26 protein-coding genes are annotated in these 23,364 nt (G+C 28.7%); 8 read left to right on the top strand and 18 right to left on the bottom strand.

Annotated elements, in window-relative coordinates; translation table 11 throughout:
• Window positions 1-6: 6 nt before the first annotated feature.
• The 10 genes from HNR35_RS03425 to mnmE are packed head-to-tail and all read right to left on the bottom strand — an operon-like array spanning window position 7 to window position 11,270.
• On the bottom strand, window positions 7-2,010 hold the full coding sequence (locus HNR35_RS03425) for an SH3 domain-containing protein (RefSeq protein WP_183224152.1): 2,004 nt from the start codon (window positions 2,008-2,010) through the stop codon (window positions 7-9).
• Complete coding sequence (locus tag HNR35_RS03420; protein ID WP_183223928.1) at window positions 2,004-2,591, bottom strand: tetratricopeptide repeat protein; 588 nt, start codon at window positions 2,589-2,591, stop codon at window positions 2,004-2,006. The genes HNR35_RS03425 and HNR35_RS03420 overlap by 7 nt, the downstream gene beginning before the upstream one ends.
• Window positions 2,573-3,559 carry a vWA domain-containing protein gene (locus tag HNR35_RS03415; RefSeq protein ID WP_183223926.1) on the bottom strand — a complete coding sequence of 329 codons (987 nt, stop codon included), beginning with the start codon at window positions 3,557-3,559 and terminating at the stop codon, window positions 2,573-2,575. The genes HNR35_RS03420 and HNR35_RS03415 overlap by 19 nt, the downstream gene beginning before the upstream one ends.
• A complete protein-coding gene (locus HNR35_RS03410; protein ID WP_006433632.1) occupies window positions 3,556-4,557 on the bottom strand; it encodes a vWA domain-containing protein in 1,002 nt (333 codons plus the stop codon). Before HNR35_RS03410 ends, HNR35_RS03415 begins: the two co-directional genes overlap by 4 nt.
• Entirely contained in the window at window positions 4,544-5,443 is a 900-nt protein-coding gene (locus tag HNR35_RS03405) for a hypothetical protein (RefSeq protein ID WP_006433590.1), read from the bottom strand. The genes HNR35_RS03410 and HNR35_RS03405 overlap by 14 nt, the downstream gene beginning before the upstream one ends.
• Window positions 5,444-5,449: 6 nt before the next feature.
• Window positions 5,450-6,322 carry a DUF58 domain-containing protein gene (locus tag HNR35_RS03400; RefSeq protein WP_006433610.1) on the bottom strand — a complete coding sequence of 291 codons (873 nt, stop codon included), beginning with the start codon at window positions 6,320-6,322 and terminating at the stop codon, window positions 5,450-5,452.
• A 13-nt stretch (window positions 6,323-6,335) separates the two neighbouring features.
• The gene (locus HNR35_RS03395) at window positions 6,336-7,328 is read right to left on the bottom strand and encodes an AAA family ATPase (RefSeq protein ID WP_006433565.1); all 993 of its coding nucleotides are present in this window, start codon (window positions 7,326-7,328) and stop codon (window positions 6,336-6,338) included.
• Window positions 7,329-7,384: 56 nt separating this feature from the next.
• The gene (rsmG, locus tag HNR35_RS03390) at window positions 7,385-8,011 is read right to left on the bottom strand and encodes a 16S rRNA (guanine(527)-N(7))-methyltransferase RsmG (RefSeq protein WP_183223924.1); all 627 of its coding nucleotides are present in this window, start codon (window positions 8,009-8,011) and stop codon (window positions 7,385-7,387) included.
• A complete protein-coding gene (gene mnmG, locus HNR35_RS03385; protein ID WP_183223922.1) occupies window positions 8,008-9,873 on the bottom strand; it encodes a tRNA uridine-5-carboxymethylaminomethyl(34) synthesis enzyme MnmG in 1,866 nt (621 codons plus the stop codon). The genes rsmG and mnmG overlap by 4 nt, the downstream gene beginning before the upstream one ends.
• A gap of 2 nt (window positions 9,874-9,875) precedes the next feature.
• The gene (gene mnmE / locus HNR35_RS03380) at window positions 9,876-11,270 is read right to left on the bottom strand and encodes a tRNA uridine-5-carboxymethylaminomethyl(34) synthesis GTPase MnmE (protein WP_183223920.1); all 1,395 of its coding nucleotides are present in this window, start codon (window positions 11,268-11,270) and stop codon (window positions 9,876-9,878) included.
• An 80-nt stretch (window positions 11,271-11,350) separates the two neighbouring features.
• On the opposite strand from mnmE, the gene HNR35_RS03375 reads away from it, so the two are divergent.
• From HNR35_RS03375 to csrA, 5 genes are read left to right on the top strand one after another with little or no spacing between them, the layout of a single operon-like run.
• Window positions 11,351-11,845: a flagellar protein FlbF gene (locus HNR35_RS03375; RefSeq protein ID WP_183223919.1), complete on the top strand. Its 495-nt coding sequence runs from the start codon at window positions 11,351-11,353 to the stop codon at window positions 11,843-11,845.
• 11 nt (window positions 11,846-11,856) lie between these two features.
• Window positions 11,857-13,740, top strand: a complete 1,884-nt coding sequence (gene flgK, locus HNR35_RS03370; protein ID WP_183223917.1) for a flagellar hook-associated protein FlgK — start codon at window positions 11,857-11,859, stop codon at window positions 13,738-13,740.
• A gap of 2 nt (window positions 13,741-13,742) precedes the next feature.
• Window positions 13,743-15,017, top strand: coding sequence for a flagellar hook-associated protein 3 (locus HNR35_RS03365; protein ID WP_006433560.1), 1,275 nt, complete (start codon window positions 13,743-13,745; stop codon window positions 15,015-15,017).
• A 1-nt stretch (window position 15,018) separates the two neighbouring features.
• Entirely contained in the window at window positions 15,019-15,417 is a 399-nt protein-coding gene (gene fliW / locus HNR35_RS03360) for a flagellar assembly protein FliW (protein WP_183223915.1), read from the top strand.
• A 2-nt stretch (window positions 15,418-15,419) separates the two neighbouring features.
• A complete protein-coding gene (gene csrA / locus HNR35_RS03355; protein ID WP_004790391.1) occupies window positions 15,420-15,665 on the top strand; it encodes a carbon storage regulator CsrA in 246 nt (81 codons plus the stop codon).
• Here csrA and tsaB read toward each other — a convergent pair.
• From tsaB to infC, 6 genes are all read right to left on the bottom strand, one after another.
• On the bottom strand, window positions 15,649-16,302 hold the full coding sequence (gene tsaB / locus HNR35_RS03350) for a tRNA (adenosine(37)-N6)-threonylcarbamoyltransferase complex dimerization subunit type 1 TsaB (protein WP_183223913.1): 654 nt from the start codon (window positions 16,300-16,302) through the stop codon (window positions 15,649-15,651). The genes csrA and tsaB overlap by 17 nt on opposite strands.
• On the bottom strand, window positions 16,295-16,708 hold the full coding sequence (tsaE, locus tag HNR35_RS03345; protein WP_183223911.1) for a tRNA (adenosine(37)-N6)-threonylcarbamoyltransferase complex ATPase subunit type 1 TsaE: 414 nt from the start codon (window positions 16,706-16,708) through the stop codon (window positions 16,295-16,297). Before tsaE ends, tsaB begins: the two co-directional genes overlap by 8 nt.
• A complete protein-coding gene (locus HNR35_RS03340) occupies window positions 16,705-16,965 on the bottom strand; it encodes a hypothetical protein (RefSeq protein ID WP_006433631.1) in 261 nt (86 codons plus the stop codon). The genes tsaE and HNR35_RS03340 overlap by 4 nt, the downstream gene beginning before the upstream one ends.
• Before the next feature lie 212 nt (window positions 16,966-17,177).
• Window positions 17,178-17,525, bottom strand: coding sequence for a 50S ribosomal protein L20 (gene rplT / locus HNR35_RS03335; RefSeq protein WP_183223909.1), 348 nt, complete (start codon window positions 17,523-17,525; stop codon window positions 17,178-17,180).
• 20 nt (window positions 17,526-17,545) lie between these two features.
• Window positions 17,546-17,746 carry a 50S ribosomal protein L35 gene (gene rpmI, locus HNR35_RS03330; protein ID WP_006433573.1) on the bottom strand — a complete coding sequence of 67 codons (201 nt, stop codon included), beginning with the start codon at window positions 17,744-17,746 and terminating at the stop codon, window positions 17,546-17,548.
• A 22-nt stretch (window positions 17,747-17,768) separates the two neighbouring features.
• The gene (gene infC / locus HNR35_RS03325; protein ID WP_006433434.1) at window positions 17,769-18,329 is read right to left on the bottom strand and encodes a translation initiation factor IF-3; all 561 of its coding nucleotides are present in this window, start codon (window positions 18,327-18,329) and stop codon (window positions 17,769-17,771) included.
• A gap of 227 nt (window positions 18,330-18,556) precedes the next feature.
• Here infC and HNR35_RS03320 point away from each other — a divergent pair, with 227 nt between their 5' ends.
• Both HNR35_RS03320 and HNR35_RS03315 read left to right on the top strand, forming a co-directional pair.
• Window positions 18,557-19,210 carry a hypothetical protein gene (locus tag HNR35_RS03320; protein ID WP_006433523.1) on the top strand — a complete coding sequence of 218 codons (654 nt, stop codon included), beginning with the start codon at window positions 18,557-18,559 and terminating at the stop codon, window positions 19,208-19,210.
• Entirely contained in the window at window positions 19,197-19,952 is a 756-nt protein-coding gene (locus HNR35_RS03315) for a hypothetical protein (RefSeq protein WP_419465734.1), read from the top strand. Before HNR35_RS03320 ends, HNR35_RS03315 begins: the two co-directional genes overlap by 14 nt.
• 59 nt (window positions 19,953-20,011) lie before the next feature.
• Here the strand turns inward: HNR35_RS03315 and HNR35_RS03310 are convergent, their stop codons facing one another.
• Entirely contained in the window at window positions 20,012-20,821 is an 810-nt protein-coding gene (locus HNR35_RS03310; RefSeq protein ID WP_183223907.1) for a TatD family hydrolase, read from the bottom strand.
• Entirely contained in the window at window positions 20,818-21,957 is a 1,140-nt protein-coding gene (locus HNR35_RS03305; RefSeq protein ID WP_006433577.1) for a tetratricopeptide repeat protein, read from the bottom strand. Before HNR35_RS03305 ends, HNR35_RS03310 begins: the two co-directional genes overlap by 4 nt.
• 333 nt (window positions 21,958-22,290) lie before the next feature.
• Between HNR35_RS03305 and prfA the strand changes: the two genes are divergently transcribed.
• Window positions 22,291-23,364: a peptide chain release factor 1 gene (prfA, locus tag HNR35_RS03300; protein WP_183223905.1), complete on the top strand. Its 1,074-nt coding sequence runs from the start codon at window positions 22,291-22,293 to the stop codon at window positions 23,362-23,364.

The following is a 23,364-nucleotide window of genomic DNA, read 5'->3' as shown; positions in this document are numbered from 1 at the left end:
TTACTCTTAGATCAAATTATCTCTTAGAGATACAACAAAATTCTTGTGAACCCAACCTTGAAGTCCGTAACTTGTTTCAATAAGAACAAAATCATCTTTGCTATCAAGAATATAAACACTTGCATTTCCTTTTAAAAATCTCCAACTTCTTGAAAAGTTGTCAGGAACTTTATAAAGGGAGACTAAATCACCCTTAATTATTCCCACCTCGGATTGTTGCTCAGAATAAAAATAATATGTTTCAAATATAGTAAAACAAACCGCAGAAAAAAGTAAAAATATAATTATTTTTTTTAAATTTTTTGCCAAAAATCTATAAGCAATAGATACAACTAAAAAATTTATTAAAAATAAGCTAATAATAAAAAAAATATTAGAAAAAATAAAACTATTGTTGCGAATACTATCTGTAACTCCATTTTTAGCTTCAATCAAATCAATAACCTTATATGGGGTTTCATTATTTGGAGAAGCCAAAAATGCCTTATAAGCTGAATAAATAGCATCAAAATCTCTATCCATTTTATTTAACACAAGAGCTCTATTTAACCAAAGCCCTGAATAATTTGGATATTTCTTAAGAATATTATCAATCTTGATAAGTGCTGCATCATAATTTTTAGCATTATAATTTTCAATCAAATCATTTATATTCTTTTCTGACAATAAACTATCATTTACAGCATTTAAACTAATGCCAACAGCCAATATTAAAATAACAAGCCCAAAACTTGATGCTGCAAAAAATTTTTTATAGTTAATTAAAATAGCTAAAGATAACAAAAATCCTGGAATCAAAAGTAGATAACAATATGGAATAAAAAATAAAAAAGTTTTATTTTTGTAATTCAAAATATCAGCATAAGATAAAAGTTTAAAATCAGAATCTACATTATTTTGTATTTTGTTTATATTATTAAACTCTCCTGAATATTCGTACTTCAATTTTTTTCCTTTAAGAGTATAAACTGTCCCATTATCGGGATTCAAATAATTAAAATCACCAATATTTAAAAATACACTACCTTTAGTGCCCGGCTTAACTGTATAAATTTGAGAAATACTGCCCTTGTAACCACTTTTAGAAGGTTTAAAACTATAAGTTTTCTTTTTATTGAGAATTTTAGAGTTATAAGTTTCAATCTCTGGGAAGTAAAAATGTGGAAAATTTCCTTGACCTGTAATTTTTATTAAAATAGTAAATATATCTTGATCAATTGTCAAATAAGTTGGAGTCTCATAATCAATTCTAAAAGCCCCTACCGCTAGAGATTTAACTTCTTTGGGAATCGGTTTGACTTTTAGCAAAAGCTCGGGCGTTTCCCTAACAAGGCCAGAATCAATATTAAAAGAAAAACTGGGAATCAAAACATTTTTTGAACCCTTAAGCGGAGTTAAAACAAAGTTATAAAAAGGCACATCTAAAATCTCTTTATCATGAAAAGTTCTATATTTAATGTCCCCAAATATAGGCATCTTTTCAATCATTGCATCCTTAATAGCAGGTAAAAATCCAGACATTTCATTAGAATTGCTGTCTGAAAGCCAATTTGAACGCAAAATAAGACCAATGCTTTGATATTCATAAACCTCTGTTTTATCAAGATCCCAATATAAATCAACTGGTAGACCAAAAGAATTCATCTCATCAGATCTTAGCACACTAACTTCAACCTCTGAGGATAAATAAAAATCACCTTTATAAATTACTTTTAATGGGGGAATTTTAATAAATCCTAGACTCTCAAAAAGATATTCAACTTTAATTTCAATAAAAGAAAAATTATTATCGGTTGTCCTAGATATTGACAAAATATTAGAATTGGATTGAACCTCTTTATTTATCTCAACTTTTAGCAAACTTACATCAATATCTTGCAAAGGATTATTAAGCCTTACAATCTGAATAAATTTATCGCCCCTTAAAACCTTAATATTTTTAACAAAATCAATACCCGTAAGCGAATAAAGTCTTGCGATTGAAAAAAAATAAATAAAAAATATTACCAATCTTCTTTTGGAATAACTAGGCTCTCGTCTATTTTTCTCAACCATACAACCCTCTCAAGATTTTCAATATACCTTAAAAAATTTTCATTGCTTTCAACAAAATTTTTACTTTTTTCTACGCTTAAAGAATTCAAACTATCGCGCACTGTTCGTTTTTTTATTATTGCAAGTTCAAGATTATATTTAGCATTATAACTGTTAGGATTAATTTTTAAAGCCTCCTTAAAAGCCATCTCGGCCTTATGATAGAGGCCTTGATTATAGTATATTATCCCTTCATTATAATTTACACTAAAATTTAAAAAAATATCATTGGTTTTCTTTGCATAAGAGAATATTCTAAGAGAACTTTCGTACTCGCCTAAAGAATAGTATACAATACCAAGATTGTAATATCCCCAAGCAGAATATTTTTTATCCTCTACAAGATTGTAATAATTTGAAATTGCATTTTGATAATTTCCTCTAACATATTCATAATTGCCAATAGCCATTAAAGACATGGACTTAACATTTGAACAAGACAAAAAACCTAAACACAAAAAGCAAGCATATAAAACTGCTAAAAAGTTTCGTCCCACTTTATCATCCTGACAAATAAATACATAAAAATAAACAACAATGAAATAACCAAAAAAATTTTATACCTTGATACATCAACAAGTACAATATCATTTGACGTTTTTCTTATTATACCATTTCTTATATCATTGACAACAAAGTTAATCCCTTTTAAATACAAGTTATAATATGATCCTTTAAGAGAAGCGGCAAGAAGAAGTAAATTTTCTTCATTTATCACGGTTTTAACAAGATTGCCATTTTTATCTTTAATACTTGAGTTTTGATTAAATAAAACGGGATTATTCCCTCCAATCCCAACTACAAAACTTTCCAACTTTAAATTATTGACAAATTTAGAAAACCTATAATAATTATTTTCTCCCCAATCATCACCATCTGTTAAAATAACTAAAAAATTATAATAAGAGTCATCCTGTACACTAGAGATTACACTAAAAACAGCATCTCCTAAAAAGCTCCCAGGAGAGCTTATTAAATCAGGCTCTATATAATTTAACATTTTGTTTAAACTGTTTTTATCCTTAGAAAAAGGTAAAACTAACAAAGACTTGCCTTTAAAAATGGTAAGAGAATATTCTGCATTCTCAAAATTGCTTAAGATTAAACTAATCATATTTTTAGCACTCTCAAGCCTATTGATAATTTTACCTTCATCTACACTTAACATACTACGAGAAATATCAAAAATAAAAGAAATTCTTAATTTACTTCTCTCATCCTCAACAGCTCTTTGTCCCCAAGAAATATCCAAGATGGATAAAATTAAAAAAATCAAGCTAAAAATAAAAAACATTATCATGAGAACTTTTTTAATGTAGTAATTTTGAATATAAGATTTGTCTCCATACATAAAGCTTAGTGTTTTAAAAAACGGAATATTTCGTCTAAAATCAAGCATACACACAAAAACAATCCAAATTAAAATTAAAAAAAAGTATAAAGCACTGTAATTATTTATACTCATAATATCTCTTTTAAGAAAATTTTTGAAAAAATAAAATAAATAAGCAATAAACAAAACGCTAAAATTAAAAATTCTTTATAAATATCTTTATTGTCTACAGCTATTTTAATTTTTCTCTCCAAATTTTCCTTTTTTGAAAAATCTTGAATTGCAAATTGAAAAGAAAAATCATCATTAACCGAATAAAAAAGTCCCCCTGTTTTATTTGAAATCTCAACAAGCATACTAGGATCATAAACCTCTCTTAGACTTCCTTGATAAAATTTACCAGATCTTAATTTAAACTCAACACCAAATTCCTCAGAACTTCCAATACCAATAGAATAAATCTTAACATTTAAACCCTGAGCAAGATTAATCACTTGATCTTTATAAATCTCATCTGAATTAACAACCCCATCTGTTAAAACTACTATTGATCTTTTAAGAGCTTCAGAATGCTTTAAATGAGATAACGCAATAGAAATACCCAACCCTAAAGCAGATCCATTTCCAAGATCCATAATATAAATATCATCTAACTTTTTATTAAAAAAATCCCTATCTGTTGTTATAGGCACTACTATTGAGGCATCTTTTGCAAAAGCTACCAAACCAATATTATCATTCTCACGTTGAGAAATAAAGCGTTTAATCAATTCTTTTGAAAACTCAAGTCTATTCTTAGAAGAAAACTCAACAGCTCCCATACTAGGGGATATGTCAAGAACAATAACAATGTCAGCACCAGCACTAAGATGTATCATCTTTTTTTTTGAAACCGAAGGCCCTGCTAAAGCAAACACCATAACCATTGCAGCTAAATATAAAAAAGAATAAGTAAAAAAATACAACAAATTTAATATATAGTCTTTAAGTTTTAAAGAGTTAAAATTGCCATAAAGCGATATCGGAAACTTTATCTTACCTCCCCTATTTTTAAAAAAATGATTAAAATAAATTATTAAAGGGAAAATTACCAATAAAAACAAATACAAAGGCTCATTAAATGTTAACATTAGAGCCTCTATTAAATTCTTCAAAATTCGATGCTGCGGTTCTTAAATCTTCTAAAACAAACGCCAAGCTATCAAATACTAAATCGACACCACTAAATTTACTAAAATCAGAAAGCCTTAACGTATTAATAAAAGTTGAACGAATCTCATAAGGAACTTTAAGATCTTGCAAAATTACAGAAATTTCTGTTGTAGTAATCGCATTAAAATTAAAACCTGTTTTTTTAGATAAATAAACTCTTAAAGAAGAATTTATTAAATTATAAAATGTACTTTGATCTACACCTTCTTTGACATATTTAGATAAAATAACAAACTGTCTCTGCAATACTTTATAAGGCTTTCTAAGTCCATGCTTAACTATTAAGTAAATTAAAAGCCTATTTAAAAGCTTTAAAAGCTTAATAATCAAATAAGGAATCAAAAATAAAACAAGAATAAATAAAAACAAATAGGTGCTTGTTCCAGGAATAAATAAAACACCTTCTATATTTTTAATTTTAAAATCAGAATTATTAGATACTAGTTTATCTGTATTAATTTTTATATTCTCTAAAACAACCTTGTTTTTCTTACCATTACTAACTACATCCCCAATATAAATAGAAGGAAGAGAGCTACTTCCAATGTAAAAAGAAACAAAATTAACTATTATTTCATTTGTTGCATCATTAAAGCTAATCGAATTTACTTCAACAAATTCATCTTTAATCTCTTTAAAATCTACGGGGAAAAACTTTTCGCCATCATCTAAAATTAATGCAACTTTAAAATCAACAGAATCACCTACATAATAACGAGTTGGCATAAATATTTCATTCTTTATTTCATAAGAATGTAAAAATAGGGTTAAAAAAAGAAAAAGATTTGAAATAATTCCCTTCAAAATCCATTATCCCTTTTTAAGAAGAATTTTAAGTTTTTTAAAAACATCTTCTTTAGTATCAATCTCAATAAAACTAATATTTTTCTTAATACACTCTTTTTTCCATTTTATTTTATCAAGAGTCCAATAGTTTTTATAACCACTTAATGTCAACTTGCTAAACCCCGAAACTAAAAAATTTTCTCCAGTTTCAATATCTTCACAGATCAAAGTTCCAATTTTTGGAAAATTTTCATCAAAAAAATCCGAAATTCTTATAGCAACAACATTATGTCTCTTGCTTAAAACATTTAAAGATTTAAAATAAGCATTAGCCTTAAAATCAGAAATAATTATAACTAAAGATCTTTTTTTATAATATTCTGCCGTATTTTTAAAAATATAAGCTAAGCTGCTGCCTGGCTTAAGATTTCTATTGATAGTTTCACTTAATATTAATCCCAAATGCGAATGACCCTTGCTAGAGGGTATAAACTTGTCTGTTCCACTTGAAAAAAAAGTAACACCTATTTTATCATTATTAAAAAATGCCATATGTGCAAAAATAGAAACCAACAAATCCTGAACATCCTTTTTGTTTACTTTGTCTCCCAAGCTCATAGAAAGTGAATTATCGACAAGAAGATGAAGATTCATTCCCCTATCTTCTTTGAAAACCTTTGAAAAAATACTGTCAGCTTTTGAGCTAACATTCCAATCAATAAATCTAGCATCATCAGAATCCTCATATGGTCTAAATTCATGAAATTCAAGACCAAGTCCTTTAAAAATTGAACGATACCCACCAAAATTAAGCTCTGAAAGCATTTTCCTTGAAAAGAACTTTAAAGCTTTTATCTTAGCTTTAGTACTACTGCTTATCTCATTATCTTGCATCATTAAAAATTATTTCCTAAGGTAGCGCTACAGCAGAAAGAAGCATTTTAATAATATCATCAATACTTATTTCCTCTACTTCTGCCTCATAAGATGGCGTAATTCTATGTCTTAAGACACTATAAGCCACGGCTTTGACATCTTCTGGTAGAACAAATATTCGACCCTCATAAAGAGCATTAACACGAGCACACTTTAATAAACTAAGAGAAGCCCTAGGAGATGCTCCAAATTCAATATATTTGGCAAACGGATAAGTTTTCTTATCTCTCTCGCGAGATGCCGAGATTAAAGTAACAATATAGAGCATTATTTTGTCATCAACTTTTACCCTACCAACCGTTCTCTTAATATCAGCCAACGAATAAGCATTCATCACCTTTGCAACTTTAATATTTTCAAGACGCCCATCCACTGAAAATATTTTCAAAAGCCTTACTTCATCTTGCACTGATGGATAATGAACATTAACTTTTAATAAAAATCTATCAAGCTGAGATTCTGGTAAATTATAAGTACCCTCTTGCTCTATTGGATTTTGAGTAGCAAGAACAAAAAATGGATCTGGAAGCTTATGGGTTTCATCTCCAAGGGTTACTTGCCTTTCTCCCATAGCCTCAAGAAGAGCAGACTGAACTTTTGCAGGAGCTCTATTGATTTCGTCTGCTAAAATAACATTCGAAAAAACTGGGCCTTTTCTAACCTTAAAAGTACCTGTAGCACTTTTATAAACCATATTACCTGTAAGATCCGACGGCAAAAGATCTGGAGTAAACTGTATCCGCTTAAACTCAAGATCAAGAACATCCGATACGGTCTGAATTGCAAGAGTCTTAGCAAGACCTGGAACTCCTTCAAGCAAAACATGCCCTTCTGTTAAAAGTCCCATTAAAATAGCATCTATCATTTCTTTTTGACCAAGAACCCTGCTTGCAACCTCTCTTCTAAATTTATTTATCAAATGTAATGCATTCTCTACTTCTGAATCTATCTGAAAACTACTCTTCATAATACTCCTAGTCAAAATCACTCTAAAATATAAACTAAACCTAAACGATAATAATATTATCTATAAAGCAAAACCAAATTTCTCTCTACGCTTAATTTTGGATTTAAAGACTTTACTTCTATTTTACTAAACAAATCTTTAATTTGATTGACTTCAAGGTTAATTCTATCAAATTTGCCCTTATAAGCCATAATCAAACCCCTATTCTTTAAAAGATTCCTTAAAATTATCGCATATTCATTCATACTTCTAAAAGCTCGAATTGTAATAAATTCGTACACCTTCCTTTCTCTTTCAATCTCATATTCTAAAATTTTTACATTTTCTAAATCAAGTTCTAATTTTATCATTTTCAAAAAAGTAGACTTTTTTTTACTTCTCTCTAAAAGATAATATTTTCTAGAAGTATCAAAAATAGCTAAAATAATACCTGGAAATCCAGCACCACTTCCAACATCAAGAATTTCAGAAGGATTAATCTCTTTAATAGTGGGCAATCCTAAAAGAGAGTCTATAACGTGTAGATTAAGAATAGAATTGAAGTTGCTATTGTTATTTGAAATTAAATTAAATCTGGTATTTAAAAGTAAAATTCTCTTTATATATAAATTTATTTTCTGAAGATCTTTGCAAGTAAACTGGAAATTATATTCTGACAAAGCACATTCAATGTCACTTATCATAAAGAAAAATTTAAAACTACCTTATTTTTAGGATTTGAAAAATATATAAACAAAACAGTAATATCCGTATTTCTTATTCCAGGAATTCGACTTGCTTGAGCAAGAGTAGCTGGTTGAACCTTAGAAAATTTCTCTCTAGCTTCTCTTGAGAGACCTTCAATAATTTCATAATTAAAATCAAGTGGAAGCTTGATAAGTTCTAGATTATGAAGTTTTTTAATCAAATCTTTTTGTCTATTAATATAACCTTCATATTTAACATCTAATTCAACTTGCTCTAAAATTACTTTTGAATCACTTAAACTTGGATCAATCTTTATAAGATTATCCAAACTAATAGAGGGATCTTTTAAAATATGGTAAAAATCTTTACTAACATGTTTTTTTAATTGTTCATCAACAACATCTTTTAAACTAAGACGCCTTTGCTTTAAAAGCTCTTTTATCTCTTCAACCCTCTTCTCCTTAAAAAGATATTTTGAATATCTCTCCTCATCAACAAGCCCAAGATCATATCCAATCTTAATCAAACGCTTATCACTAGTATCGTGCCTTAAATTAAGTCTGTGTTCAGCTCTAGAAGTAAACATTCTGTAAGGCTCTTTAGTGCCTTTAGTAACAAGATCGTCAATAAGAACTCCAATATAAGAACTAGTTCTTGTTAAAATCATTGGCTTCTTATTTTGAAGTCTAAGAGCAGCATTAATTCCAGCCATTAACCCTTGAGCTGCTGCCTCTTCATATCCTGAAGAACCGTTAGTCTGCCCTGCTATAAAAAGCCCTTTAACTCTTTTGCTCTCAAGATTTGGATAAAGTTCAATCGGATTTATATAATCATACTCAACAGCATAACCAGGCCTTGTAATAACAGCATGCTCAAGACCTTCAATGCTATTAATCAATTTTTGCTGAATATCCTCAGGCAAAGAAGAACTAAGACCATTAAGATACATTTCTTCCGTATTAAACCCTTCAGGCTCAATAAAAATTTGATGTCTATCTTTATCTTTAAATTTTACTATCTTATCCTCAATAGAAGGACAATATCTTGGACCATTGCCTACAATCTCACCAGAATAAAGAGGGGAAAGGTGCATATTTTCACTAATTATTTCATGAGTTTTTTTATTTGTATAAGTCACATAACATGAAAGTTGAGATTTATCTAACTTGCCATTTGAAAAAGAAAAGGGAATGATGTCTGAATCTCCAAATTGAACCTCGGTCTTTGAAAAGTCCACACTTTTTTTATGAATTCTTGCTGGAGTTCCCGTTTTAAGCCTACCCATTTCAAATCCAAGACCAAGCAAAGTTTTATCAAGTCCATAAGCAGAAAATTCAGAAAGTCTACCCATATTAGCTCTATACTCACCAATAAATATTTTACCTCGAAGAAAAGTCCCTGTTGTAAGCACCACAACGCTTGATCTAAACTTATTACCCCTCTCTGTAACAACACCTTCAATTTCATTTCTCATAGAATTAAGAAGAAAATCAACAACCGTATCTTGAAAAAGATCAAGATTATCTTGACGCTCTAGAGTTTCTTTAGCCTTAGTTTGATACATTAATTTATCAGCCTGCGCACGTGGAGCTTGAACTGCAGGACCACGGCTTTTGTTTAAAACTCTAAACTGAATCATACTAAAGTCAATAATACGACCCATTTCACCGCCAAGAGCATCGATTTCTCTAACCATATTGCCCTTAGCAAGTCCACCAATAGCGGGATTGCAAGAAAGCTTGCCTATTGTATCTAAATTTTGAGTAATCATTAAAGTTTTAAAACTCAATCTCGAAAGAGCAAGCGCGGCTTCAATCCCCGCATGCCCCCCTCCAATAACAATTGCATCAAAATCCATATTTATTTCCCCAAACAAAAATTCTTAAACATATTGTTAAGAACATCTTCACTGCTAACTTCTCCTGTTATTTCACCCAAACAATTTATAATCTCATAAGCATCAAATGCCAACATATCATAACTTACTTGACGATCGATTTTACTCAATAAATCTAAAATCAAAGCATAAGCTTTCTCTAAAAGTTGTATCTGACGTCTTGACGATATTATTATATCATCAAGCCCAATCTCTACCTTCTCATAAGAGATTAAAGTTTTTATTTTGTCATAAAGAATATCTATTCCTTCTAAATCTTTAATGCTAATCATTATTAAATTTGAAGAATTTAAGACATTCGAACGAACAAATTCTTCAGTAGATTTATTTATCTTTAAATCTATCTTATTTAAAACAAACAATATTTTAGCATTAGATTTATTAGAATCAATAAATAATAAATCATCTCGTGTTAAATCTGAACTAACATCAATCACATAAATTACTAAAGATGCTTCCTTTATTAAAGAATTACTTTTCTCAATTCCTAATCTCTCAACAAAATTATCAGCATCTCTAAGACCTGCTGTATCAAAAACATTAAATAAAACACCATTAAGCTCAAAACTTGCTTCAATATAATCTCTTGTAGTACCAGGATATGAGGAAACAATTGATCTATCTTTTTTGAGAAACAAATTAAATAACGAAGACTTTCCAGCATTAACAGAACCTGCTAAAACCAAAGTAATACCATGATCGATTTTTTCATAAACTTTATAAGAATTAATTAATTTTTTAAGCTCAGCTTTGCTACTTAAAATCAAATCAAAAGGGATGCCAATTTCACGGTCGTCAACCTCATAATCAAGATAAACACTAACAGCTGAGAGAAAATTTAAAATATGCTTTTTTATTGTATCTATTTTAACAAATAAAGCTCCAGAAAGTTTATTAACTGCAAGAGAATAGGTTTTATTAGTCTTGGCAAAAATAATCTCGTTAATTGCTTCCGCCTTTGTAAGATCAATTTTTTTAGCAAGAAATGAACGAAAAGTAAATTCACCAGGCTCAGCCATCCTAAACCCACTTTTTAAAAACAAATCTATAATCTTTTTAATCCCAATCACAGAACCATGAGCTATAACCTCAATAGAATCTTGCCCTGTAAAGCTCTTTGGCGCTCGATACAAACACACAACAACTTCATCTACCTTGCAATTATTCTCATTATCTAATATATAACCATAATGAATCGTATTTCCAGCTGCTGAATTAAGAGCTGCCTGATTTGAAAAGATTTTAGAAAATTTAGAAATAGAAGAAGCGCCGCTGCTACGAATCACACATAAAGCGCTACTTAAAAAAGGAGTTGCAAGAGCTACAATGTCATCATCTCTCTCAAAAAGCTTACTCATACCTTAATTATTATAACATAATAAAAAACAAAGTTGATTTGTAAATATATTTATAATGGCTTATAATTAATTTTATAAAAATGAAAGCAAAACTTGAAATTGAACTAAGAGACGTTTTAAAAAAAGAACTTCTCCTAGTAAACGAGATATACAAATCATACTTAAAAATAAAAGAAAATATCGATAATAAAAATGAAATCGAGCTTAAAGAGATTGCAAACAAAACAAAAATATCACTCGAAAGTTTTAAAGAAATTGAAATCAAAAGAAACGAAATTTGGAAAAAATTTACCAAAAATGAAAACTTTAAGTCAACTTACGAAGCTGTAGAAAAGTTGGCTACAATTTACAAAAAAGAAATATACGAATATCTACACAAATTGAAAATTGGAATACTGAATATTAAAAATTTAAACTGTATAATACAAAACTATGTAAACACATCCCTTGACATGTTATCAATAATATTTCAAGACATCCAAGAAAGTGTAGAAAATGTAACTTACAAAAACCCTTACGGGCCAAAAATTGGACGCTCAAACGAAGCTTCCGTTTTAATAAATAAAAAACTTTAAAGGAGTTTAGAGTGGATTCAACATTCTCAGGAATAGAAATTGGCAAAAGAAGTTTATTTGCACATAAAGATGCTATGAATACAGTTGGACACAATTTATCCAATGCTACAAAACCTGGATATTCAAGACAAAGAGTAACAATGACAACAACAACTCCTCTTTATGCTCCACAACTAAACAGGGCTAAAAAGCAAGGACAATTGGGTCAGGGGATCATGGTTCAATCTATAGACAGAGTAAAAGATGAACTGCTTAACACAAGAATCATTGAAGAATCGCACCGGTTAGGATACTGGACTTCACAAGACAAGTTTATATCAATGCTAGAAGATGTTTATAACGAACCTGAAGATCAATCAATACGAAAAAGATTAAATGATTTTTGGGAAAGTTGGCAAGATCTAGCAAATCAACCACAAGGTTTAGCAGAAAGGAAGATAATTCTAGAAAGAGGCAAATCTTTTTGCGAAGGAATAAGAAGTAGATTCCATTCTCTTGAAAGAATTTATACAATGGCAAACGATGAAATAAAAATTACAACAGATGAGGCAAACAATTACATTAGAAACATTGCAAATCTTAATAAACAAATTTCAAAATCTCAAGCAATGAAAGACAATCCGAATGACTTAATGGATGCAAGAGATTTAATGGTTGAAAAATTAGGAAATTTAATAAATGTATCAATTGAAAACAAACAGGATCCCAATGAATTTTTAATTCACTCAGAAGGAAGACACCTTGTACAAGGTTCAATTGCTAATGAATTTAGACTAGAAGCTACAAACGGACCTACTAGAACCAGATGGGACATTTTATGGACCAATAATGACAAAGCTCATCTTAAAACAGGAAAGCTGGGATCTTTGATTAACATAAGAGATGAAGAGATTAAAAACGAAATCAATGAACTGAACAATTTAGCTGCAAACATTATAGAGCTTGTTAACGAAATACATGAAACAGGACATGGAATGGACAAAAAAAGTGGAAGAAGCTTTTTTTCTCAAGAACTAAAACTAACTGACGATCGCGGTAGATATGATACTAACGGAAATGGCCAATTTGATTCCGTTCATATTTTCAAAATTAATAGCACAAACGAAATATTCCTAGAAGAGAAATTGGGATTTTACGGAACTCTTAAATTTGAAACCATAAATAGCAGCGAGATTGTAGAAATACCTTACAATGCTCCAGATACAGTTCAAGATGTGATAAATAGAATAAACAATTCCGATGCACAAGTTACAGCAAGAATTAACTCAGAAGGTAAGCTTGAAATCAAAGCAGTTAAAGAACACGAAAATGAGAACATAACATTTAGAATCAAGCATATAGAAGATTCTGGATTATTTCTAACAAAATATACAGGAATATTAAATGCATCAGGGCCTGAAGGGGCTTATGATTATAGAAATATTGACACAACAGATAAATTAACAGCCAAATCCACTTATTCAATCTCGCCTTTAAAAAATCCTGCGGCGTGGATAAAAGTTGAGGACATAATAGACTCAGATCCTTCAAAAATAGCATCAGGAATTAAAAATCCAACAAATGAAATATCTATTGGGGATAACCAAGCAGCAATGAGAATCTCCTCTTTTGGAAATTCTCAAGTTATGATTGGCAAAAATTTAACACTAAATGATTACTTCGCAAATACAGCATCAAATATCGCAATAAAAGGACAAATATCAGAAATCACAAAAGAAAGCCAATCTCAAATATTAAAAGATTTAACAGATCTAAGAATGTCTATTTCTGGAGTAAATAAAGATGAAGAACTTGCAAACATGATCGAATTTCAACAAGCCTTTATTGCAGCAAGTAAATTTATCACTGTTTCTGCTGAATTAATAGACACAATAATAAATAAAATGGGAGTATAAGCATGATAAATAGAGTAAGCCATCCATTAACATATGAAAATTTAAAAACCTCTGCATCAGAGCAGGAGTCTAAAATTACAAAACTTTTAGAAAACTTATACAAAGGCGGCAAAAGGATTGTAAAACTAAGAAACGATCCAACAGGCGTCACTCATGCAATAAGACTAGATACCGACATATTTAAGCTGAATGTATATATAAAAAATATTGGCACTTCTAAAAGCAACCTAAGATATGCAGAAGGATATTTACAATCTCTTACAAATATTTTAACACGGGCTAAAGAAATTGCAATTCAAGGAGCAAGCGGAACTTACGAAGCAGATGACAAAAAAATGATATCAAAAGAAGTAAATGCTTTACTCGAAGATACTGTTGCAATAGCAAACGCTAAAGGGCCTGATGGATACAGTATATTCTCGGGGACCAAAATTGATAGCGAAGCATTTAAAGTAACTAGGGAGAATAAAATAAGCAAAATAAGCAAAGACGGTGAAGGCCCTCAAATAATCAAAGTAGAATACAACGGCAATCAAGCTGAAAAGAAAACAGAAGTATACAATGAAGTATATATGTCAAATAATTATCCCGGGAATAAAATATTTTTCGTGCAAAATCAAAATATTATCTCATCAACAAATACTAATGGGTTTGCCGTAAAAGAAAATACAAAAATTTATATTGACAATATTGAAATAGGATTAACAGCAGGAGATACTGCTCTTGACATTGTTGCAAAAATCAATGAGTCTTCAGCACCTGTTGAAGCAAGCATTGATCCTGTTTTAAACTCATTATCTATTAAAACTACAACTCCACACCAAATTTGGATAACAGAAGCAGAAGAATCAAATGTTTTACAAACACTTGGGATACTTACTAAAAACAACGATACCAAACTGCCACCTTACAACCTTGCTAGCAATACAGAAGTTAGAAGTAGATCTATTTTCGATGCGCTTATTGAGCTCAGAGATGCGCTTTACAATAATAAAGAAGAGCTTGTTGGAAGTAGAAGCCTAGCAGAAATTGATGGGAGCTTAAAAAGGTTGCTTATATCCGTTGCAGATCTTGGAGCAAAAGAAAATAGACTTGATAGAAGCTATGAAAGAATAAGTAAAGAGACTGCAGACATGAAAGAAGATATGGTTCAATATACAGATCTTGACGTAACAAAAGCAATAACTAATCTAAATATGGCAAGCTTGGCTTATCAAGTATCTTTAGGAATCTCTGCTAAAATAATGCAGACAACTTTATTGGATTTTATAAAATAGGATGACAAATGAAAACAGTATAGGCATAGAATTTGATTTCCCCGAAGGAATACTTGGATTTGAAAATATTAAAAAATTTATAATAAAAGACTCTAAATATAAGCCTTTTTCTATTATGCAATCCATCAATAAAGACGTAAGTTTTTTAGTAACGTCTCCTTTTAATTTTTTAAGCGAATACTTGCCAAGTATACAGAAAAAAGATTGGTCAGACATTAAAGCAAAAGCAGAAGATGAAAAAGTTATACTATGCATAATTAATATGCATGTCAATGATTATAAAGACATTACAGCCAACCTAAAAGCACCAATCATAATAAATAAAAAAAAATTGCTTGGAAAACAAGCTATATGCACAAGTGAAAAATACTCGCTACACCATAAAGTTTTCAAGGAATAAAAATGCTAGTGTTGTCAAGAAAAGTAAATGAAAGTATCAAAATAAACTCTAATATTGAAGTTTTAATATTAGAGATAAAAAAGGATACTGTTAAAATAGCAATTAAAGCTCCTGAAAACATTAAAATATTTAGATCTGAAATTTATGAATTTATTATAGAAGAAAATAAAAAATCAATACTAAAAGACAAACACAATATAGGCAAAATTAAAAGTCTATTCAACCATTATTTCAAAAATGAAAATTAATCTCAGCATCACTTTGTCTTATGTAAAGGGGGCCTGATAAAATATCATCGCTTTTACGATTTTTTAAGTATTTAGTTATCCCAAGTTCTGTTAAAATTCTTCCAAACGAGCTCAAATTTTCAATGATTTTAAATTTATGATTGAATTCCTTACAAATATCCTCAAGATTGTACCCAACAAGCACTGAATTTGGATTAATCTGCCCTAGATATTCAAACAAATCTTCCTTAGAAAAACACAAAATCTTACCCACCAATTCGCGATTTTTATAATGCCCAAGAAAATATTTACCAGCAGTAAAAGTTAATACAATTACGCTAGAACTATCTTTAACTAAATTTGCAAAAACATCCAATGTAGAAATATTGACAAAAGGAATAGAAAGGCCTAAAGCAAGACCTTTTACAAAACTTAAACTAACTCTAAGACCAGTGAAAGAACCAGGTCCACAGGAATTTACAATTAATTTAATTTGATTAAGATCAATGCCATTTTTAGTTATAAAATCATTGAAAATTTTTGGAATACTAAAATTAAAATTTGATTTAAATTCAACTAATGAAAAATTTTTATTATTAATTCTACAATCAACTACTAATGCTTTATATGAATATTCAAATGCAAGTGCATTAACCATTAAATTCTATAACCCTACCTGAACCGACTATTTTAAAAGTTAAAGAAAATAATCTGTCTTTAGGAAGAGCACTCAAAGCAATTTGTGGCCATTCAATAGCAATAATTGAATCAAGATCCGCAAGCATTTCCAATCCCCCAATAAGCTCAAATTCTTCCAAAGAAAACACCCGATATAAATCAACATGATAAAACTTAAAACCTACAAAATCATAAACATTAACAATGTTATAAGTTGGACTTGTAAAATAAGAAATTCCAAGGTTAAAAGCAAGCCCCTTTAAAAAACTGGTTTTTCCAGACCCCATATCACCACTTAAAACAAATATTTTACCCATTGGCAAAGGATAAAAAAAAGATTTGGAAAAATTTATCATTTTTTTTTCTGATTTAAATTCTAAAATCAAGGAAGCTTCCCTTTAAATTCCAAATCAATTATGCGCCTTTTAATTGCAACCATTAACTTTAAAACAGGATAATTCAAAAGATCTATAAAATCAATGGTGATATGCTTTTCTCCTAATGGTGTAACCTCAATTACAAACCTTACTTTTTTAACCTCTAAGATATCGTTATACTTATAAACAACATCAGCAAAATATACATTTCTGTAATAAATAAAGCTCTCTTTCTTTTCAATATTATTAAGAGAAATAAGCTGCACAATAATAATCCTTAAAACAAACTAAACTCCCAAAAAGCCAACATAAGAATGTTTTTATTTAGCGCTATTTTTCAAGGCGGAATTTTTATTCTTAACCTCTGAATTGCTTTTGGCTATCATTGACTAAAATCCTCAAATTCCTAAATTTAATGAGATGTCGCAAAAAAATAACTCTAATCCTTAAAATTAAACCTCCCAGGAGTTTTAATTTTTTATTTTCTTATTTCTAAAACAATTTTTTCAAAAGCTTTAACATCTTCAATAGCCAAATTAGACAAAATTTTTCTATTAATTTTTATATTAGACTTCAATAAACCCTCAATAAATCTTGAATAGGTAACCCCAGTACCACTTAAAGCAGCTGAAATTCTTGAAATCCATAAGCGTCTAAAATCTCTTTTTCTGGTCTTTCTATCTCTTGTAGCATACATCATACCCTTTCTCAAGGTATCCTTAGCTTTTTTATAGTTACTCTTTTTTGTACCCCAAAACCCTTTTGTCTTTTTTAAAATTCGCTTACGTCTTGCAACATGAACTGTACCGTTTTTAGCCCTAGCCATATCTATCTCCTAAAATTATTTTAACCATAAGGTAATAAAGTTTTAATTCTTTTAACTTCAAAACAAGAAAGACTGCCTAATTTTCTTAAATTTCTCTTACGCTTAGAAGATTTTTTTGTCAAAATATGCCTTAAATTCTGTTTTTTATACTTAACCTTACCATTTACAGTAAAAGAATACCTTTTTTTTGCACTTTTGCGTGTTTTCATCTTATTTGCCATTTCATCCCCTTTGATTTAATATTTATTTTTTAAACTTAGGCGCTACAATCAAAAACATTGTCTTACCTTCCATTTTAGCCGCAGACTCCAAAACATAATTTACATCCCCTACTTTTTCAAGAATACTATCTAAAATACCATATCCTAAATATGTATGAGCAAGCTCACGACCTCTAAATCTTATTGTAACTTTAACCTTATTACCATCTTTGAGAAAACTCAAAATATTTTTTGATTTAAAATCAAGGTCATGAGTATCTATCTTAGGCTGCATTCTGACTTCCTTAAGCTTAATTACTTTTTGATTCTTTTTTTGCTCTTTTTGACGCTTTTCTTGATGGAATTTATATTTACCATAATCAATAATTTTACAAACCGGAGGAGAAACATTGGGAGAAACCTCAACCAAATCAAGCCCAGCTTCTTTTGCTTTTTTAATAGCATCTTCAATCAATAAAACCTCTTGCGTTCCATTTTCAAAAATAACTCTTACTTCACGGGCCCTAATTCTGTAATTAATTTTCAATTCCTTGTCATTTGATCTGGACCTATCCCTATCTCTATTGGCATTTCTATTTATCATTTAAAAATACATACTCCTAAATCAATTAGTAATTAATATTAATAATAATAATACTTAATTTTAATATACATTCACTAAAAAGTAAATTCTAAGAAGAATGTTTGAAAAAAGTAGTAACATTAATAACATTGATAAAAAAATAAATATACAAAAACCACTCCAAATCACACAAGTTTTTAACCAATCGATTGATTAAAAAAACGTTTAAAAGTAGAATTATACTTATAATGAGTTTGTTTTTATTAACGAGTCTACCACTAATGTTGAAAATTTATATAAATACTCAGTTAAGACAAAGTAAAACAAAAAATATCCAAGCCCATGCTTTAGCAATATTTTTTGCAATAACAATTTTTTGTTTTCTTTATTTAACTCAAGAATTTATTTTATATAGATCATTTGAATTAAATTACACATCAAAAATAAATCTAGGAATTTCAATATTTATCAAAGAACATTTATACTACTATATATTCCCACTATTAATATTTATATTTTTTTTTACTCTAAATGAAAATTCTTCGTTTAGAGTAAATTTAACAATTCTTATATATTTCGCATTTGGACTAATATTTTCTAAAAACCTAGAAATAGTAATCCTAAATAGTAAAATTTTTGGAGTCTATGAATATATTGAATTACCAATACTTAATGCAATAGAATTAATATTTTCAGCCATAATCTTTGAAAATAAAATTAAACAATGCGAAAAATACTCAATAAAAGAATATAAAATCATTCTTACTCCTATTCTATTTTTAGAATTGTTTATTGCAACTTTGAAAACATTAATTCTAACTAATATGAGCATCTATGCCTTAATAATATTTGCACTAGCTTTAATATTTATAACAATTAACAATACGTATGCTAGAAAATAAAATGCCTAGCCTAAAAACACTTATTGTAATAGCTATCTTAGTAGTTTTAACACAAGGATGTGAAAAAGATTCCATTATTGAAAAACAATTTAATTATGCAATAATTTTCTCGGATGAGACCGAATATTTTTTTGAAATTCAAAAAACTCCATTTATAAAAAATAAAATACTATTTATAAATGAAAAAAGCCTAGAAATTATAAAAGATAAGCTTAAAACGATAAAAAAAATACTATTAACCCATAAATCAAATAATGAAATACTAAATAACGAAATTTTAAAAGAGAAAATTTTTCATCTATCAAAAATAAAATTTTCCCTAAAAAAATCTATTGATTTCCTGCTTAATGGAAAATTAATAGACCTTCAAAAAACATTGCTATTTAGAGACAAATCTCTAAATAGCGAAGATCTTGAATACTTGGAAAAAAAAGGTAAAGAAAAAAATGTTAATATTACCCTAATAAACGAAAAAAACATATCCTATGTGAAAACATTTATTACTCCCCAAACACAAACAGTAATATTGTTCTCTTTAAGAGATAATAATATTATTTTAAAAAAGATATCAAATTCACCTTTTTTCAAAAATATAAAATTTGTATTAATTGGCAATACAAGAAAAGACTTAAAAATTATTAAGCTAAAATATATAATTACGCTTAAAGCATCTGATTTAATAAAAATAGTAAAAGACGTTGAAAAAAATTTTCAATATGAATTCAACATTTATGAACAATAAAAATAATTAAACTTACAACTAATAATAAAATATGTACACAATAGTTACAAATAAACAATTTATTGCAACAATAAAAGATCTTTAAAGCTATTGTATACGGCAATAGCAACATCATTAACGGAGCAATTTTTGATCCTTGCAATCTCAAGACATACATATCCTAAAAACAAAGGTGAGTTTATTTTACCTCTTAACGGAACTGGAGCCAAAAAGGGGCTGTCCGTTTCTATTAAAAGATCGTTGACATTTAATTTACCAACAACAATTCTTAAAGGTTCCGCATTTTTAAAAGTTATATTACCTGAAAAAGAAACTTTAAATCCCAAATCAATAAATTTTTTAGCATGCTCATAAGTTCCTGAATAACAATGTAATATGCCTCTATTTAAAAAATTTAAAGACTTTACAATATTATAAGCATCATCATAGGCATCTCTTATATGTAAAATAACTGGCTTTTTATATCTACCAGCCAAATATAATTGCTCTTCAAAAACCTTAATTTGCAATCTCTTGTTATCTGCCTTAAAATAATCAAGACCCATCTCACCAACAGCAACAACATTTTCACTAACTAAAATTTTTTCAAGCTGTTTAATATCATCTTTAAAACGATCACCTAAATTTAAAGGATGAATACCTGATGTTAAAAACACATTAGAATAGGAGCTTAAAAGATTTTTTCTACTACTAAAATCATCTGGGTGCAAACCAACGTCAAGAAAATAAGAAAAGCCGTTTTTAAAACATTCATTAATAATATAACTGACATCCAAAGATCTTTTCTTTAATTCATAAAAATGAACATGGGTATCTATTAATTTATCAAAAAAAATAGATTTTTCAGTTTCAAGTACACAGTTCATCATTCCATTTTTTTCCTAAGAGCTGTAAGGTAATCAATAACAATAATATTTTTCATACCAAGATGTAAAAAACTTGATAAAATATCAACAGCATTTCCAATCTGTCCTAATGCTTCATAACATTCAGCAGCGCTAACATATAATGCTGAATTTTTAGGATTGTTTTTTATTAAACTTTTAATCGCTATTAATGCTTCTTCGTATTTACCTTGCTCCTTTTGAATAAGAGCAAGTCCAAGTATGGCAAACATATCAAAATCAACATCAAGAGCCTTTTTATAATAAATTTGAGCATTTTCATAATCATTCAAATAGCGATAAGCATCTCCTACTCTTGTAAGAACCAAATTATTTTTTGGATCTTTTTCGATAATATCAAGCCAATATTTCAAAGCCTCTTTATAGTCCTTATTCCCCCTATAACAATCAGCAAGCCCAAAAACAGCATAAAAATTGCTAGGTGAAATCTCTAAAGCTTTTTTAAAAAAATAAATTCCCCTGGTAAATTCCCTTAGCTTACGATAACAATTGCCAATTGAAGTTAATACCCTAACGTCAACCTTAGATTGATTTAATTCATACATTTTAAGCCAATACTTTAAAGCCTCTTTATATTCTTTAAAATCGTAATACAAATGACCAATCCCCACAAGGGCATAATCATTCTCAGGCATTAATTCCATTACCTTAAGATACGTTTGCTTAGATTTTTGAAAATTTTTTAATTTTCTATAAGATGACGCAACTCTTGTTAAAACCGTTATATTCTCAGGATCAAATTTTAAATACTCTTCCCATATGTCTGTAGCTTTTTTATAATCATCCAAACTTCTGTAACAATCTCCAAGTCCAAAAAGAGCATAATTATTGTTTGGGTGCTTTACAAGGCATCTTTGATAATAAACTATTGCTTTATCGTAATTATTCTTCTTCCTTTCAATATCCCCTAGCCCAACAAGAGCATAATTGTTCTCATTATCCTTTTCAAGGATATCAGAAAACAAGCTTTCTGCTTCAGAAAGTCTTTCTTCTTTGATCAACTGATATCCTCTTTTTGATTTTTCAGTAACATCAAGAAGTTGATCATCAGAAATATTTGAGAGATCCTCTAAAGCATCCAAAATTTTTTCATTAAACATAAATACCCCTTTTAAATCGGTTTATCAAAGATATAACTTTAATTACCTTAAATACAACTACAAATAATATGCAAAGACCAATTTATATATAAATACAATAAAACCTAATCTAACTTTAATATCCAACTTAATAACATTCATTATATAAAAAAACATAAAAAAATATAATTGATTTTTTATTCAAGCTTATTCTATTTATTCTATAAAAGCAGTTTTTAAAAAATATTAAAACAAAATATAAAAACAGGCAGCCTAATGCGAAACTTACTAAAAAGTTAAACAAAAAAATCTAAAATTAATATAAACTATTACTATCTTTCAGGAGAAATCATAATGTTTTTAGAAAAATTAAATTCAGCAACAAGTAAGATTAAGTCGATAGAAGAAAAATTACAAGACATAAATCTAATTAAAAATCAAAAAAAATATTCAAAAATAATAAAAGAATATACACATTTAGAAAAAATAAATACTAAAAAAATTGAATACGAAAAAATACTAAATCAAATTAAGGATAACAAAATAATCTTGGAAAAAGAAGATCAACAAGAAATGAAAGAGCTAATAAAACAAGAACTAATTGATCTAGACAAAAAAAAAGAAGATCTTGAACATGAAATAAAAATACTACTTTTACCTCAAGATGAAAATGATAGTAAAAATATAATAATTGAAATTAGAGCTGGAACAGGCGGAGAAGAAGCAGCTCTTTTTGCAAATAATCTTTATGGTATGTACATAAAATATTCAGAGAAAAAAAAATGGAAAACAGAAATCATAAACTTCAATGAAACAGAACTTGGGGGATTTAAAGAAATAATCTTTGAAATCAAAGGAAAAGATGTATTTAAAAAATTAAAATACGAAAGTGGTGTTCACAGAGTGCAAAGAATCCCTATAACAGAGTCTAATGGACGACTTCAAACCTCTGCTGCTACTGTAGCGGTACTACCTAATATTGAAGAAACTGAAATTGATATTAATGAAAAAGATTTAAGAATTGATGTTTACAGATCATCTGGAGCTGGTGGACAACACGTTAATACAACCGATTCTGCAGTTAGAATAACACACCTACCAACAGGCATTGTTGTACAATGCCAAAACGAAAGAAGTCAACATAAAAACAAAGATCAAGCAATGAAAATATTAAGAGCAAGACTTTATGAGTTTGAAGATTCCAAAAAACAAGAACAAAGATCAAATAATAGAAAACAACAAGTCGGCTCAGGAGACAGATCTGAAAGAATTAGAACCTATAATTTTCCTCAAAATAGAATAACGGATCACAGAGCAAACATAACTCTTTATAAATTAGAAGAATTTATGCAAGGAGAACTTGATCCACTTCTTGATCCCTTGACAATAGAACTTCAAGAACAAACATTAAAAAGCAATAATATATAG

This window comes from Borreliella spielmanii, assembly GCF_014201705.1.
GTDB classification, from domain to species: Bacteria; Spirochaetota; Spirochaetia; order Borreliales; family Borreliaceae; genus Borreliella; species Borreliella spielmanii.
This window is presented reverse-complemented; position numbering and strand designations above follow the sequence as displayed.